Source organism: Gluconacetobacter tumulicola (genome assembly GCF_014174215.1).
Lineage (GTDB): Bacteria > Pseudomonadota > Alphaproteobacteria > Acetobacterales > Acetobacteraceae > Gluconacetobacter > Gluconacetobacter tumulicola.
Window position 1 is genome coordinate 174,286 of sequence record NZ_JABEQL010000006.1, and the last position, 14,548, is coordinate 188,833.

The following is a 14,548-nucleotide window of genomic DNA, read 5'->3' on the forward strand; positions in this document are numbered from 1 at the left end:
ATTCCAGGAGCCTGACCCAAAATGCGCGCTGGCGGCGATCCGACGCGCGTTTCCTGTGCTTCGGTGCTCACGGCCATCAAGGCCGCTCCGCTCCGATGCTCGGAAACACACGACGGGCGCGCCCCTTTGGGCCGCTCTCGCTCGCCAGCCCACATTTTGGGTCAGGCTCCAGGGGCCGGATTCGTCCGGCCTTTTTTATGTGCCCATTTTCGTGCCGGGGAGACACAGGCAATGACCGACGCATGGATCGGCGAGACACTCTATGACGGCTGGCAGCAGCGTTTCCGTGTCCGCAAGGAACTGGCCCGTACCAAAAGTGCCTTTCAGGATATCGTCGTTTTCGAAAGCGAGACGCATGGGCGCGTGCTCGTGCTCGATGGCGTGATCCAGATCACCGAGGGTGACGAGTTCGTCTATCAGGAAATGCTGACGCATGTGCCGGTGCTGGCCCATGGTGACGCAAAGAGCGTGCTGATTATCGGTGCCGGCGATGGTGGCGTGCTGCGCCGCGTGCTGCAGCATCGGGGTGTCGAGCGTGCCGTGATGGTCGAGATCGACGGTGCGGTGATCGAACTGTCCAAGCAGTTCCTGCCGGGCATTGCGGGTGACGCCTGGAACGACCCGCGCGCCGACGTGATCGTGGGTGACGGTATCGATTACGTCGCCAAGGCGGAAAGTGGCTCGGTCGATGTCATCATCGTCGACAGCACCGATCCGATCGGGGTGGGCGAGGTGCTGTTCACCGATGCGTTCTATGCGCATTGCGCCCGTATCCTGACGCCCAACGGCATCATCGTGAACCAGTGCGGCGTGCCGTTCATGCAGGCTGACGAACTGCGTGAGACCAGCCTGCGCCGTGCGCAGTTCTTCCCGCATGTTTCGGCCTATGTGGCGGCGGTGCCGACCTATGTCGGCGGCTTCATGACGCTCGGCGTGGCGGCAAAGGGGACCAATCCGGCCCTGCATTCGGTCGAGACGATCCGCGCGCGGGCCGAGCAGGCGGGCATTCTGGGCACCACCGGTTACTGGACGCCGGAGATCCATACGGGCGCCTTTAACCTGCCACCTTACATCGCGAAGCATCTGCCCGCATCGAAGTAATATTAGGGGCCCTGGGGGCATGGCCAGGGTGCTCCCTCCGTTGGCTTTCCATCGGTTGTTCCGGCCGATGGAACCTTGGCCAACTCCGCCCTGGACCCGGCAGGGCCTGAGGCCCTGCACCCCAATCATCTGATAACGACTGGGTTTCCAAAGGGCGAATGCCCTTTGGTGGGGTAAGGGCAACGCCCTTGGAAACCTCCGGCGCGGAGCAAGCTCCCGCGCCGGTCGTATTCAGGCGCGGTGCGTCGCCAGAAAACGCACCGCGACCGTCTGGATGCCCAGGTCGCGGACTGCGCCCTCGAAGACCTTGTAATGTGGGGTCGTCAGGTGGGTGTCGAACGCCGCGCGGTCGGTATAGACTTCGTGCAGGATGACGGTATGCGGCTCGCCGTCGGGCAGCAGGACGTCGAAGGCGTGGCATCCGGCTTCATCCGCCACCGAGCGTTCGGCGTCATACGCGCAGAATTCCAGAAATTTCGTGCGATTCTCGTCGGTTGTCGTGAATTCCGCGATGATGGTCAGTGGTGTGGCGTCCATGGGGGGCGCCTCCTTGTCATATTCTGTCCGGTCGCCAAGGGTAGGGGGCGGAGGGCTGTCGATCCAGCCCCGATGGCGGTGCGGGGATGATTGACTTGATTGCGGAACATATGCGAAGCATCGGGTGCTGACGCGGGAGAGACTGGCGAGAGCCGGCGCCGAAGGAGCAACCGCCCCGGAAACTCTCAGGCCAAAGGACCGCCCGGCTTCGACTTCTGGAGAGAGGCGCCTCGAGCGTCCGCCGACGGGATAGCGATCTCAGGCAAACCGACAGAAGGGGCATTCGGATCCGGTTGTGGATTCAGGAGGCTCTGTTCATGTCACGTTGGCCGTTTCCCCTTGTTTTCTCTTCTTCCGCCCTCATGCATGGCGCCGCCGGCGTCCGGAGGGCGGCATGAGCGATTCGCTGCAGCGCACGCCGCTCTATGACCTGCATCTGTCGCTGGGCGGGCGCATGGTCCCGTTCGCGGGCTATGAGATGCCGGTCCAGTATCGGGCCGGCGTGATGGCCGAGCACCAGCACACGCGCGATGCCGCCGGCCTGTTCGACGTCTCCCATATGGGGCAGGCGCATCTGCGTGCGCGCTCGGGCCGGGTCGAGGATGCGGCCCTGGCGCTGGAGCGGCTGGTGCCGGCCGATATCCTGTCGCTGAAGACGGGGCGCCAGCGTTATACGCAACTGACCGACGGCAAGGGCGGCATCCTGGACGATCTGATGGTCTCGCGGCTGGGCGATACGCTGATCCTGGTGGTCAATGCGGCCTGCAAGGACGCGGATCTGGCGCATATCGCCGCCGCCCTGGGCGAGGATTGTATTGTCGAGCCGCTGCCGGACCGCGCGCTGATCGCGGTGCAGGGGCCGCAGGCCGGGGCCGTGCTGGCCCGCCTGGCGCCGTCTTCGGCCGACATGCGCTTTATGGATGTGGCGGAGTTCGAGGTGGCGGGCGTGCCCTGCGTGGCCTCGCGTTCCGGCTATACCGGCGAGGATGGGTTCGAACTCGGCATGGCGGCCGATGGCGCGGTGCGGGTGGCCGAGGCGCTGCTGGCCGAGCCTGAGGTGGCGCCGGCGGGGCTGGGCGCGCGCGACAGCCTGCGCCTGGAAGCCGGGCTGTGCCTGTATGGATCGGATATCGACCGTGAGACGACGCCGGTCGAGGGTGCGCTGGAATGGTCGATCCAGAAAAGCCGCCGCACCGGCGGGGCGCGGGTGGGGGGCTTCCCTGGCGCCGACATCATCCTGGAGCAGATCGAGGGTGGTGTGAGCCGCCGCCGTGTCGGCATTGCGGTCGAGGGCCGCGCGCCGGTGCGTGGCGGGGCGCGCCTGTTCGCCGATGATGCGGGCACGAAGCCGGTCGGGCATGTGACCTCCGGCGCGTTCGGCCCGACCTTCGGTGGGCCGGTGGCCATGGGCTATGTCGAGACCGCATTCGCGGCGACGGGCACGCCTTTGTTCGCCGAACTGCGGGGGCGCTACCTGCCGGCCACCGTGGCGGCGCTGCCGTTCGTGGCGCCCGGTTTCAAACGCTGAGCCTCAAACGCTGAGCTTCAAACGCTGAGCTTCAAACGCTGAACTTCGAACGTTGAATTTCACACGCTGACCTGTTGGGTGGAGAACGGAACATGACTGTTTATTACACGAAGGAACATGAGTGGCTGCGCGTCGAGGGGGATGTCGCGGTCGTCGGCATCACCGCCCATGCCGCCGAGGAGCTGGGCGAGCTGGTCTTCGTCGAGGCGAAGGACGAGGGTACCGAGGTTGCGCAGGGTGACAGCGCCGCCGTGGTGGAATCGGTCAAGGCCGCGTCGGACATCTATGCTCCCGTTTCGGGCACCGTCGTCGGCTTCAATGCCGCGCTGTCGGACGATCCGTCGCTGGTCAACCGCGATCCGGAAGCCGAGGGCTGGATCCTGAAGCTGCGCGTTGCCGATGCCGGGCAGCTTGCCGGGCTGCTGGATGCCGACGCCTACGCCGCCCAGATCGCCTGAAAAATCGGTCTGCCGGCGCGTTGACGCGTTTCTTCCGCGCGGCGCGCGCGCTCGGCGGACCGGTTCCCAAAACAGACTCTCAACGCCGTTCCTGTTCCTGTCGCGGAGAATATTGATCGTGACCTCCACTCCTCTCTGGCAGGGCACGCAGCCCGCCGCCGATGCCTTCTGTGCCCGCCATGTGGGGCCGGGGGCGCGGGATGTCGCCGCCATGCTGGAGGTGGTGGGCGCGGGCTCGCTGGACGAGCTGATGGAACAGACGGTGCCGGCCTCCATCCGCCTGCGCGGCGAGATGGGGCTGGGGGCGGGCCTGTCCGAACCCGAGGCTCTGGCGCGCCTGCGCACGATTGGCGGCCGCAACAAGGTGATGGTCTCGCTGATCGGGCAGGGCTATTACGGCACGGTGCTGCCCGGCGTCATTCAGCGCAACGTGCTGGAAAACCCGGCCTGGTATACGGCTTACACCCCCTATCAGCCCGAGATCAGCCAGGGCCGGCTGGAGGCGCTGCTGAACTTCCAGACCATGGTCCGCGACCTGACCGGGCTGGATGTCGCCAATGCCTCGCTGCTGGACGAGGCGACGGCGGCGGCCGAGGCGATGGCCCTGGCGCGCCGGGTGGCGAAGTCGAAGGCCGACGGGTTCTTCGTCGATGCGGATTGTCATCCGCAGACGCTGGCGGTGCTGCGCACGCGCGCCGAGCCGATGGGCTGGCGGATCGTGGTCGGCGATCCCGAGCGTGACCTGGACCCGGCTGCGGTCTTCGGCGCGCTGTTCCAGTATCCCGGTTCGTCGGGCCGGGTGCGCGATCCGCGTGCGTGGATCGAGACGCTGCATGGCGCGCATGCCGTGGTGGCGATGGCCGCCGACCCGCTGGCGCTGACGGTGCTGGAATCGCCAGGGGCGCTGGGGGCCGACATCGCGGTGGGTTCGATGCAGCGCTACGGCATGCCGATGGGCGCCGGCGGCCCGCATGCGGCCTACATGGCCGTGCGCGATGCCTACAAGCGCAACATGCCCGGCCGCCTGGTCGGGGTTTCGGTCGACAGCCGGGGCGAGCCCGCCTATCGCCTGGCGTTGCAGACGCGCGAGCAGCATATCCGGCGCGAAAAGGCGACCTCGAACATCTGCACCGCGCAGGTGCTGCCGGCGGTCATTTCCGCGATGTATGCCGTCTATCACGGCCCCGAGGGGCTGACGGCGATCGCGCGCCGGGTGCATCGCCTGACGGCGATCCTGGCCGAAGGGCTGCGCGCGCTGTCGGTGCGGGTGGAGACGGATGCGTTCTTCGACACCGTCACCGTTGCGGCCGGCGGCATGTCCGTCCTGATCCGTGCCCGTGCCGAGGATGCCGGCATGAACCTGCGCGCGATCGATGAGGATCGTGTCGGGATCAGCCTGGACGAGACGACGACGCCGGAGATCGTGCGCGCCGTGTGGCGCTGCTTCTGCCCCGACGCGCAGCGTCTGGCGGCGATGGAGCAGGCTCTGTCGGTGCCGGACAGCCTGCTGCCGCAGAGCCTGCTGCGGCAGGGCGGTTTCATGACCCATCCGGTCTTCCACGCCCATCGGTCCGAGACCGACATGCTGCGTTATCTGCGCCGCCTGTCGGACCGCGACCTGGCGCTGGACCGCACGATGATCCCGCTGGGATCGTGCACCATGAAGCTGAACGCGACGGTCGAGATGATGCCGGTTACCTGGCCGGAATTCTGCGACATCCATCCGTTTGCGCCGGAAGTGCAGCAGCAGGGCTATGCCGAGCTGTTCCGCGACCTGGAGCGGATGCTGAAGGCGGTCAGCGGCTATGACGCAGTGTCGCTGCAGCCCAATTCCGGGGCGCAGGGGGAATATGCCGGGCTGCTGGCCATTCGCGCCTATCATCGTTCGCGGGGCGATGAAGGGCGCGATGTGTGCCTGATCCCGGCCTCGGCCCACGGTACCAACCCGGCTTCGGCCCAGATGGCGGGCATGCGGGTGGTGGTCGTGGCCTGCGACGACCAGGGCAACGTGGATATCGAGGACCTGAAGGCGAAGATCGCCCAGAATGCCGGCCGTCTGGCGGCGATCATGATCACCTATCCCTCGACCCATGGCGTGTTCGAGGAATCGGTGGTCGAGATCTGCGATCTGGTGCATGCGGCGGGTGGCCAGGTCTATCTGGACGGCGCGAACATGAATGCGCAGGTCGGGCTGTCGCGCCCCGGCGCCTATGGCGCCGATGTCAGCCATTTCAACCTGCACAAGACCTTCTGCATTCCGCATGGCGGCGGTGGGCCGGGCATGGGGCCGATCGGGGTGGGGGCGCATCTGGCGCCGTTCCTGCCCGGCGTGCCGCAGGAAGGCGGGGTGAACGCGGTTTCGGCCGCGCCGTTCGGCTCGGCGGCGGTACTGCCGATTTCCTGGACCTATATGATGCTGATGGGCGATGCGGGCCTGCGCCGGGCCACCGAGGTCGCGATCCTGAATTCCAACTATATCGCGGCCCGTCTGTCCGGCCATTATCCGGTACTGTATCGCGGGACCAACGGCCGGGTGGCGCATGAATGCATCGTCGACCTGCGCCCGATCCGCGATACGGTGGGGGTGACGGTGGACGATATCGCCAAGCGCCTGATCGACCATGGATTCCACGCACCGACGGTCAGCTTCCCCGTGGCCGGGACCTTCATGATCGAACCCACCGAGTCCGAGGGGCGGGTGGAGCTCGACCGGTTCTGCGATGCGATGATCGCGATCCGCGACGAGATCCGCGAGATCGAGCAGGGCCGCATCACGGCCGAGCAGAGCCCGCTGCGCCATGCGCCGCATACCGTGCGGGACCTGACCGACCCTGACTGGGATCGGGCCTATGACCGGCGCCTGGGCTGCCTGCCGGGCGACGTGGTGCCGGAGTCCAAATACTGGTCGCCGGTCAACCGGCTGGACAATGCTTATGGCGACCGCAACCTGGTCTGCTCCTGTCCCGATATCTCGGTCTATGCCGAGGAGGGCGCGGCCTGACCTGACACGGCGTATCGTCCTCCAGGCGTGTCATGCGTGTGGCGCCGGGCTCGGCCCGGTCGCCGTGCGGCAGGCGCTGGGGACGACACGTCCTGTTTCAAGAGATTGCGACTGGCCGCGAATCGTCCTTGGGGCCGGGCCCGGCAGGGCGCATGGTGATGGTGCACCGGACGAACCCGTCGCGACGTGCGACAAAGAAGAAGGGATGGTCCGGGGGAGGCGCACATGTTCCATCCCGGTGTGGCGGGGCCGAAACGGTCCCTTGCGAATGATTCCTGGTACACGATTGCCCTGCTCCACGACGATCCGTCGTGGATTGACGCGCGTGACCGGCTGATGGTCGGGCTGATCTGCTGCGGTCTGCTCGGCGCATTCCTCGTCGATATGGGGGTCCTGTATTTCTCGATGCTCAGGCCCTGAGTGTCTGCCCGGACATGCCGGGCAGGCGGACCTGGGCTGTCATCAGCCTGGAGGCAGGTCCTTCAGGCGGTGGGCGGCCTGTTCGATCGAGCGGATGATCTGTTCGGCCAGTTCGCGCACCTTCGGGTCCGCATGCAGGCTCAGACGGTCGGCGGACAGCAGGGCCGGCGACAGCAGGCCGCGTATGTCATGCAGAACCTTGGAGCGCGACCCGGAAGCGGGGAGCGAATCGGAGGGTGCGCCCGCAGGCGCGCCGGTGGGGGATGAATCGGGACGATCGTCGTCCGAAATCGGGTCGGGCCCTTGCATGGAGGCTCTTCTCTTGCACGTTGACGCGCGGGGAAACGGGAAGTATAAGGCGCGCCTCAGGTCAGGCGGCCTTCGGGCTGCTCCGGCGCGTCGTGGGATTTAGCCGCGCCGCGTTTATTAATGTCAATCGGGGAGTCGCGTCGTGAAGCGCACGTATCAACCGTCCAAGCTGGTCCGCAAGCGCCGTCACGGCTTCCGCGCCCGTATGGAAACTGTCGGCGGTCGCCGGGTGATCGCCAACCGTCGCGCCAAGGGCCGCAAGCGCCTTTCGGCCTGATCTATCAGGTCTTGTCGCGTTCCGGGCCCCGATCATCGGGATCCGGGTCCGGATATCGCGCATAGGGGGCTGCGAAGAGTGGCCGACCGTTCCGTCCGTCTCAAGAAGCGTGCCGAATTCCTCCGGGTTGCATCCAAGGGGCGCAAGGTGCCGTCTCCTGGGCTGGTGCTTCAGGCATTGGGCCGTGACGATGCCGACCCGGCGAGGGTCGGGTTTACCGTAACGAAAAAAGTCGGCAACGCCGTCATTCGCAATCGCACTCGCCGCCGTCTGCGCGAGGCCGTGCGGGTGGTGACGCGCGAGCAGGGGCTGGCGGGGGTCGATCTGGTCGTGATCGGCCGGGGCGGGACGCGGGGCCGTGAATTCGCGGCCCTGGTCGAGGATCTGCGCCGGGCCTTGCGCAAGGCCGGCGTCCGGGGGGCGGAATGATCCGTCGGCTCCGGACCGCGACGGTCTGGGCGCTGGTTGGGGCGATTCGCGTCTATCAGCGGTTCGTCAGTCCTTTCCTGGGTTCCAACTGCCGTTTCGTGCCCACCTGCAGCGATTATGCGCAGGAAGCGATTCGCCGCCACGGGCCATTGCGTGGCGCATTTCTGGCCGGTTGGCGGATCTTGCGTTGCAATCCGTGGAATATCGGCGGATACGATCCCGTGCCCACCCGGGAGCACGCGCGGGCCTCCTGCTGTTCCTCCCATAGATAACGAGAGTCTGGCCGGTCGCCGATGGATACCAAGCGCTTTATCGTGGCGGTGTTACTCTCCGCCATGGTCCTGGTTGGCTTCGAATATTTCATGCCGAAGCAGACCCATCAGGAGGTCGCGCAGCAGGTTGCGCAGACCAGCCGGCAGACGCCGCCGTCTGACGCGGCCCGTTCTGCGGCGCCCGTCGCGGGCGTCAGTTCCCAGCCCGTCTCGGTGCCGTCTCCGCAGGCGGAAACGCGGCTGGAGATCGATGCGCCCGCAGTGCGCGGGTCGATCGACCTGCTGGGCGCGCGGCTGGATGACATGGTGCTGCGCGATTATCACGAGACGGTGGCTGCCGGCAGTCCGCTGGTTCGTATCCTGGAAGCCGCGCACGATCCGCAGCCCAATTACGTCGAGATCGGCTGGATGAACCTGGCCGGCGGTCAGGTGCGCGTGCCCGATGCCTCCACAGTATGGACCGCCGATGCGCCGAAGCTGACGGCCGATCATCCGGTGACGCTGTCCTGGGACAATGGCGAGGGCGTGACCTTCCAGATCGTCGTCGGGATCGATGCGCATTACATGTTCGCGATCGAGCAGCGGATCGTGAACCATTCGGCGCAGCCGGTGTCGCTCTATCCCTTCGCGCGGGTCAGCCGGGCCTATACGCCCGAGGAAACGGGCGGCTACCTGGTGCATGAGGGGCCGATTTCGGTCATCGACGGGCGGCTGGACGAGAGCAGCTACAAGAGCCTGCGCACCGGGGCGACGCCACCGGGCAATACGTCCTGGACCAAGGCCGGGCAGGGCGGATGGGCCGGCATTACCGACAAATACTGGCTGACCGCCGTGGTGCCCCAGCAGGGGGTGCCGGTGACGGGCAGCTATGGCTACCAGGCGAATGGTGGGGCGGGGGTCTATCAGGTCGGCTTCATCGCGCAGGTGCCCACCGTGGTGGGTGCAGGCGCGACCGCGTCGACCGCGAGCCATGTCTTTGCCGGCGCCAAGGAAGTCAGCCTGCTGGAGCAGTACCAGTCCAGCCTGCATATTCCGGATTTCTGGAAGGCGGTGGATTTCGGCTGGTTCGCCTTCATGACGCGGCCGATCTTCTATGTTCTCGACTGGCTGAATACGCTGCTGGGCAATTTCGGCCTGGCGCTGATGGCCTTTACGCTGCTGGTCAAGGCGCTGTTCTTTCCGCTGGCGACGCGTCAGTTCCGCTCCATGGCGAAGATGCGCAAGCTTCAGCCCAAGGTGCAGGATCTGCGCGAGCGGTACAGGGGCGACCAGATGGCGCTGAACCAGCAGATGATGGCGCTGTACAAGACCGAAGGGGTGAACCCGGCCAGCGGCTGCCTGCCCATGCTGGTGCAGATTCCGGTGTTCTGGAGCCTGTACAAGGATCTGTACATCACCATCGAGATGCGGCATGCGCCGTTCTTCGGCTGGATTCATGATCTGTCCGCCCCGGACCTGACCAATCTGTTCACGCTGTTCGGCCTGATTCCGTGGGACCCGGCCGGGCTGTCGCCCTACCTGCAACTGGGTGTGTGGCCGATCCTGTTCGGGGTGACGATGTTCCTGCAGCAGAAGCTGAACCCGGCGCCGATGGACCCCGCGCAGCAGCGCGTGTTCCAGGTGATGCCGGTGCTGTTCACCTTCTTCATGGCGCGTCAGCCGGCGGGGCTGGTGATCTATTATTGCTGGAACAACCTGCTGACGATGGCGCAGCAGATGGTGATCCAGCGTCGCACGCAGGGCGCGACCAGCCAGGCCGTTCCCGCGCCGGCGGCGGCCAAGCGGAAATAAGGTTGGTCTGATGTCGGAGTTCGTTACCTCGCAGCCTTCGCCCGAGGAAGAGGAGCGCCTGCGCGAAGCGGGCCGGCTGCTGTTCGCCGGACCGTGCGACTTCTTCTTCGGGGCGCAGAAGCTGGAGCAGCTTCCGCCGCCCGGCGCGCCGGAGATCGCCTTCGCCGGGCGGTCGAATGTCGGCAAGTCCAGCCTGATCAATGCGCTGACCGGACGCAAGGCGCTGGCCCGGGCCTCGTCCGAGCCGGGGCGGACCAAGCAGCTCAATTTCTTCGACCTGGGCGGCCGGCTGACGCTGGTGGACATGCCGGGCTATGGCTTTGCCAAGGCCGCGAAGGACGTGAAGGAAGACTGGCAGGGCATGATGTTCGCGTATCTGCGCGGGCGGCCGACCCTGCGGCGCGTCATCCTGCTGCTGGATGCGCGGATCGAGATCAAGGCGTCGGATCGTGAGATCATGAGCCTGCTGGACCGCGCCGCGGTGACGTTCGAGATCGTCCTGACCAAGTGCGATGCGCTTAAGCCTGGCCCGCTGGAGGCCAAGCGGGCCCAGGTGGCCGATCTGGCGCGCCAGCACCCCGCCGCCTATCCGCAGATCCTGCTGACCAGCAGCGAGAATGGACTTGGCATGCCCGAACTGCGTGCCGGACTGACCAGCCTGGCCCTGCCGCCGGCGGACGAAACGGTTTTATCCTGATCACGAGCGAGAGACAGGGCACGACCCGATGAGCCAACCGACAAGCGAGACAACGGGCGATATCGTCCAGACCATGAAGGATGCCCAGGAGCGCGCCGCGGTGCTGGCCCAGGCGCTGCCGTTCCTGCGTCGCTATGCCGGCGATACGATCGTGGTCAAATATGGCGGCCACGCCATGGTCGATGATTCGCTGTCCAACGCGTTCGGGCACGATATCGCGCTGCTGAAGCTGGTGGGGGTCAACCCCGTGGTCGTCCATGGCGGCGGGCCGCAGATCAGCGCGATGCTGAACCGGCTGCAGATTCCCTCGACCTTCGTCGACGGGCTGCGGGTCACGGATGCGGCGATGGTCGACGTGATCGAGATGGTGCTGGCGGGCAAGGTCAACAAGCAGGTGGCCGGGCTGATCAACCAGGCCGGGGCGCTGGCCGTGGGTATTTCGGGCAAGGATGGCGGGCTGATTGCCGCGCGCCGCCTGCGCCGTACGGTGCGCGATGCCGACAGCCAGATCGAGCAGGTGCTGGATCTGGGCTTTGTGGGTGAGCCGGTGCGCATCGACCCGCGCGTGCTCTATGCCCTGTCGGGCTCGGGGCTGATCCCAGTCGTGGCCCCCGTCGGCATCGGCGAGAAGGGCGAGACCTACAATATCAATGCCGACACGGCGGCGGGCGCGATTGCCGGGGCCGTGCATGCGACGCGGCTGCTGATGCTGACCGACGTGCCCGGCGTGCTGGACGAAAACGGGGAACTGATCCCGGAACTGACGGCCGAGGAGGCGCGGCGCGGCATTGCCAGCGGCATGATCAGCGGCGGGATGATTCCGAAGGTCGAAACCTGCCTGGAAGCGGTTCGTGCCGGGGCCAAGGCGGCGGTGATCCTGGACGGGCGGGTACCCCATGCCTGCCTGCTGGAACTGTTTACCGAAGCCGGTCCGGGCACGCTGATTCGCGGCGAATGAGGCGCGTCTGGGCCCATGGCGATGCATTGCAAGATGCGTTGACAGACGGGGGCTTCCTTCGCATGGTCCCGCCACATGGCGACAACGGGCGCCGGCCGGGCCGGTGCTGACAGAGGATTGCAGGACATGAACGACGAACACGCCCTTCGGACCCATATCGAGGCGGTGTGGGAACGGCGCGATACCCTTTCCTCCGCCACGACCGGTGCCGACCGCGAGGCGGTCGAGCAGGCGCTGGCCGGGCTGGATGCCGGCACGCTGCGCGTTGCTGCACCGTCCGATTCCGGCTGGGCGGTCAATGAATGGCTGAAGAAGGCGGTGCTGCTGTCGTTCCGGCTGAATGACAGCGAGGTCATGCAGGCGGCCCCCGCGCCGTTCTTCGACAAGGTGCCGCTGAAATTCGCCGACTGGGACCAGGCGCGCTTCGCACAGGCCGGGTTCCGCGCCGTGCCGGGTGCCATCGTCCGGCGTTCGGCCTATGTCGCGCCCGGTGTCGTGCTGATGCCGAGCTTCGTCAATGCCGGCGCGCGCGTCGAGAGCGGCACCATGGTCGATACCTGGGTGACGATCGGAAGCTGCGCGCAGATCGGGCGCAACTGCCATATCAGCGGCGGTGTGGGGATTGGCGGCGTGCTGGAGCCGTTGCAGGCGTCCCCGGTGATCATCGAGGATGATTGCTTCATCGGTGCGCGGTCGGAGGTGGCCGAGGGCGTGATCGTGGAGCGTGGGAGCGTCCTGTCGATGGGTGTGTTCCTGAGTGCGTCGACCAAGATCGTGGATCGTGCGACCGGCGAGGTGTTTGTCGGGCGTGTTCCGGCCTATTCGGTCGTGGTGCCGGGCACGCTGCCGCCGCGCCAGCCGACGGGTGCCGATGGTGCGCCGCTGCCGTCGCTGGCCTGTGCCGTGATCGTCAAGCGTGTCGATGAGCGTACGCGCGCCAAGACCTCGATCAACGAATTGCTGCGCGATTGATCGGCGCGGCGATGGAGCCGGAACTGATCGATGCGCTGTCGCTGGCGCAGGAGCTGATACGCGCGCCGTCCGTCACGCCCGACAGCGGCGGGGCGATCGGCGTTCTGGGCGATGCGCTGCGCCGCCTGGGTTTCGATGTCATCGACCTGCCGTTCGGCGATGGTGCGGAGCGGACGCCCAACCTGTTTGCCCGGCTGGGCATATCGGGCCCGCATCTGTGCTTCGCCGGCCATACCGACGTGGTGCCGCCGGGCAGCGAGGGATGGACCAGCGGCCCGTTCGACGCCGCCGTGCGGAGCGACGTGCTGTATGGGCGCGGCGCCTGCGACATGAAGGGCGGCATCGCGGCCTTTGTCAGCGCGGTGGCGCGGTATCTGGGGGGCGGCCGCCCGCTGAACGGCTCGATCAGCCTGCTGATTACCGGCGACGAGGAAGGCCCGGCGACCTACGGCACCGTGAAGGTGCTGGAATGGATGGCCGCCAATGGCCAAATTCCCGATTTCTGCGTCGTCGGTGAGCCGACGAATCCCGACCATATGGGCGATGTCATCAAGATCGGTCGGCGCGGCAGCCTGAATGCGCGCATCGTCGTCCATGGCGTCCAGGGGCACGTGGCCTATCCCCAGCGGGCCGATAACCCGATCCATCGCCTGATGGCGATCCTGTCGGACCTGACGGCGCACCCGCTGGACAAGGGATCGGAATGGTTCGAGCCGTCGAGCGTGCAGGTGACCAGTGTCGATGTGGGCAATGACGCCACCAACGTCATTCCGGGCCGGGCATCGGCCCGTCTGAATATCCGTTTCAACGACCGGCATACAGGCAAGGATCTGGCGCACTGGATCACCGAGACCGTCCGGGCCCGCGCGCCGGGGGCGGAGATCGATATCCGTGTCAGCGGCGAAGCGTTCCTGACTCCGCCGACCCCGCAACTGGGCATGCTGGTCGAGGCCGTGGAGGAGGTGACGGGGCGCCAGCCCCGGCTGGACACGGGGGGCGGTACGTCGGATGCGCGGTTTATCAGCCGCTATTGCCCGGTCGCCGAATTCGGCCTGGTCGGTGCCAGCATGCACAAGGTGAATGAGCATGTCTCGGTCGCCGACCTGCGGGCGCTGACCGATATCTACGCGGCGTTTATCGAAAGGCTGATGGGATGACGCAGGGACGCGGCGCACCGCCTCGACCGATGCCCGGCTCACCCGCCGGCATCTTCCGGGGCATGATGCTGCTGGGGCGCGGCCGGCGTGAGGGCATGAGCTGTTTCGGCGCGACGCCTGACGCCGTGCTGACGGCGCTGGCGCCACGTGTGGCCCTGTGGATGGTCGGCGGGGTGCTGACGGTGGCACAGGCGCCGACGGCGCTGAGCGCCGCCAAGATCCTGTTCTCGCTCTGTCTGGTCCTGACGCCGGTGGTCCTGACCCATCTGCTGGCGCGCCTGTGGGGGCGCGAGGCCCTGTGGCCGCGCTATATGGCGGCTGCCCTGTGGTGTGACTGGCTGGTGCTGTTCGTGATGCTGGCGGCGGTTGCGGTGGTGGCGACCTTGACGCCGGCCGGGATGAGCCTGCTGCATTCGGCGTTGATCCTGAACGGGATCATATTCGCCTATAATCTCTGGCTGACCTGGTTCGTGGCGCGGGTGGGGCTGGCACTGGGGGCCGGGCGCGCGTTGCTGCTGCTGCTGGCGATTGCGGCCGCCATCATGGCGTTGAGCGGGATTTCGGCGGTGCTGCCGCCGCATTATTCGCCGTGGCAGGATTTCCTGGCGCTGCCCACGGCGCATGGGGGCCGGTAAGCCCGT

At 66.7% G+C, this 14,548-nt stretch carries 16 protein-coding genes and 1 riboswitch; of the genes, 14 read left to right on the forward strand and 2 right to left on the reverse strand.

The genetic code is table 11. The features are described 5' to 3' along the window. Window positions 1-231 precede the first annotated feature (231 nt). Window positions 232-1,101 (forward strand): polyamine aminopropyltransferase, encoded by an 870-nt coding sequence (speE, locus tag HLH29_RS06755; RefSeq protein WP_182965178.1) that lies wholly within the window; start codon window positions 232-234, stop codon window positions 1,099-1,101. 231 nt (window positions 1,102-1,332) lie between these two features. On the opposite strand, the gene HLH29_RS06760 is transcribed toward speE, so the two are convergent. Then, entirely contained in the window at window positions 1,333-1,638 is a 306-nt protein-coding gene (locus HLH29_RS06760; RefSeq protein ID WP_182965179.1) for a putative quinol monooxygenase, read from the reverse strand. 123 nt (window positions 1,639-1,761) lie between these two features. Next, a riboswitch (glycine riboswitch) is annotated at window positions 1,762-1,849 on the forward strand. A gap of 183 nt (window positions 1,850-2,032) precedes the next feature. Here HLH29_RS06760 and gcvT point away from each other — a divergent pair. From gcvT to HLH29_RS06780, 4 genes are all read left to right on the forward strand, one after another. Continuing rightward, window positions 2,033-3,166, forward strand: coding sequence for a glycine cleavage system aminomethyltransferase GcvT (gene gcvT, locus HLH29_RS06765; RefSeq protein ID WP_182965180.1), 1,134 nt, complete (start codon window positions 2,033-2,035; stop codon window positions 3,164-3,166). 92 nt (window positions 3,167-3,258) lie between these two features. Beyond that, entirely contained in the window at window positions 3,259-3,624 is a 366-nt protein-coding gene (gcvH, locus tag HLH29_RS06770; RefSeq protein ID WP_182965181.1) for a glycine cleavage system protein GcvH, read from the forward strand. A gap of 118 nt (window positions 3,625-3,742) precedes the next feature. Further along, window positions 3,743-6,625 (forward strand): aminomethyl-transferring glycine dehydrogenase, encoded by a 2,883-nt coding sequence (gcvP, locus tag HLH29_RS06775; RefSeq protein WP_182965182.1) that lies wholly within the window; start codon window positions 3,743-3,745, stop codon window positions 6,623-6,625. 225 nt (window positions 6,626-6,850) lie between these two features. After that, window positions 6,851-7,045: a hypothetical protein gene (locus HLH29_RS06780; RefSeq protein ID WP_182965183.1), complete on the forward strand. Its 195-nt coding sequence runs from the start codon at window positions 6,851-6,853 to the stop codon at window positions 7,043-7,045. A gap of 42 nt (window positions 7,046-7,087) precedes the next feature. Here the strand turns inward: HLH29_RS06780 and HLH29_RS06785 are convergent, their stop codons facing one another. Beyond that, window positions 7,088-7,354: a HAMP domain-containing histidine kinase gene (locus HLH29_RS06785; protein WP_182965223.1), complete on the reverse strand. Its 267-nt coding sequence runs from the start codon at window positions 7,352-7,354 to the stop codon at window positions 7,088-7,090. A gap of 142 nt (window positions 7,355-7,496) precedes the next feature. On the opposite strand from HLH29_RS06785, the gene rpmH reads away from it, so the two are divergent. The 9 genes from rpmH to HLH29_RS06830 all read left to right on the forward strand — a co-directional run bounded on the left by rpmH (window position 7,497) and on the right by HLH29_RS06830 (window position 14,542). Beyond that, the gene (rpmH, locus tag HLH29_RS06790) at window positions 7,497-7,631 is read left to right on the forward strand and encodes a 50S ribosomal protein L34 (protein ID WP_182965184.1); all 135 of its coding nucleotides are present in this window, start codon (window positions 7,497-7,499) and stop codon (window positions 7,629-7,631) included. 78 nt (window positions 7,632-7,709) lie between these two features. Next, window positions 7,710-8,060 carry a ribonuclease P protein component gene (gene rnpA / locus HLH29_RS06795; RefSeq protein ID WP_182965185.1) on the forward strand — a complete coding sequence of 117 codons (351 nt, stop codon included), beginning with the start codon at window positions 7,710-7,712 and terminating at the stop codon, window positions 8,058-8,060. After that, window positions 8,057-8,332, forward strand: a complete 276-nt coding sequence (gene yidD, locus HLH29_RS06800) for a membrane protein insertion efficiency factor YidD (protein ID WP_182965186.1) — start codon at window positions 8,057-8,059, stop codon at window positions 8,330-8,332. Before rnpA ends, yidD begins: the two co-directional genes overlap by 4 nt. A 21-nt stretch (window positions 8,333-8,353) precedes the next feature. Continuing rightward, window positions 8,354-10,123, forward strand: a complete 1,770-nt coding sequence (gene yidC / locus HLH29_RS06805; RefSeq protein WP_182965187.1) for a membrane protein insertase YidC — start codon at window positions 8,354-8,356, stop codon at window positions 10,121-10,123. Between the two features lie 10 nt (window positions 10,124-10,133). Further along, the gene (gene yihA, locus HLH29_RS06810) at window positions 10,134-10,820 is read left to right on the forward strand and encodes a ribosome biogenesis GTP-binding protein YihA/YsxC (RefSeq protein ID WP_182965188.1); all 687 of its coding nucleotides are present in this window, start codon (window positions 10,134-10,136) and stop codon (window positions 10,818-10,820) included. Window positions 10,821-10,848: 28 nt separating this feature from the next. Next, on the forward strand, window positions 10,849-11,778 hold the full coding sequence (gene argB / locus HLH29_RS06815) for an acetylglutamate kinase (RefSeq protein WP_174787987.1): 930 nt from the start codon (window positions 10,849-10,851) through the stop codon (window positions 11,776-11,778). A 126-nt stretch (window positions 11,779-11,904) separates the two neighbouring features. Continuing rightward, window positions 11,905-12,750 (forward strand): 2,3,4,5-tetrahydropyridine-2,6-dicarboxylate N-succinyltransferase, encoded by an 846-nt coding sequence (dapD, locus tag HLH29_RS06820; protein WP_182965189.1) that lies wholly within the window; start codon window positions 11,905-11,907, stop codon window positions 12,748-12,750. Window positions 12,751-12,761: 11 nt separating this feature from the next. After that, a complete protein-coding gene (dapE, locus tag HLH29_RS06825) occupies window positions 12,762-13,907 on the forward strand; it encodes a succinyl-diaminopimelate desuccinylase (protein ID WP_182965190.1) in 1,146 nt (381 codons plus the stop codon). Then, the gene (locus HLH29_RS06830) at window positions 13,904-14,542 is read left to right on the forward strand and encodes a hypothetical protein (RefSeq protein WP_182965191.1); all 639 of its coding nucleotides are present in this window, start codon (window positions 13,904-13,906) and stop codon (window positions 14,540-14,542) included. Before dapE ends, HLH29_RS06830 begins: the two co-directional genes overlap by 4 nt. Window positions 14,543-14,548: the final 6 nt, after the last annotated feature.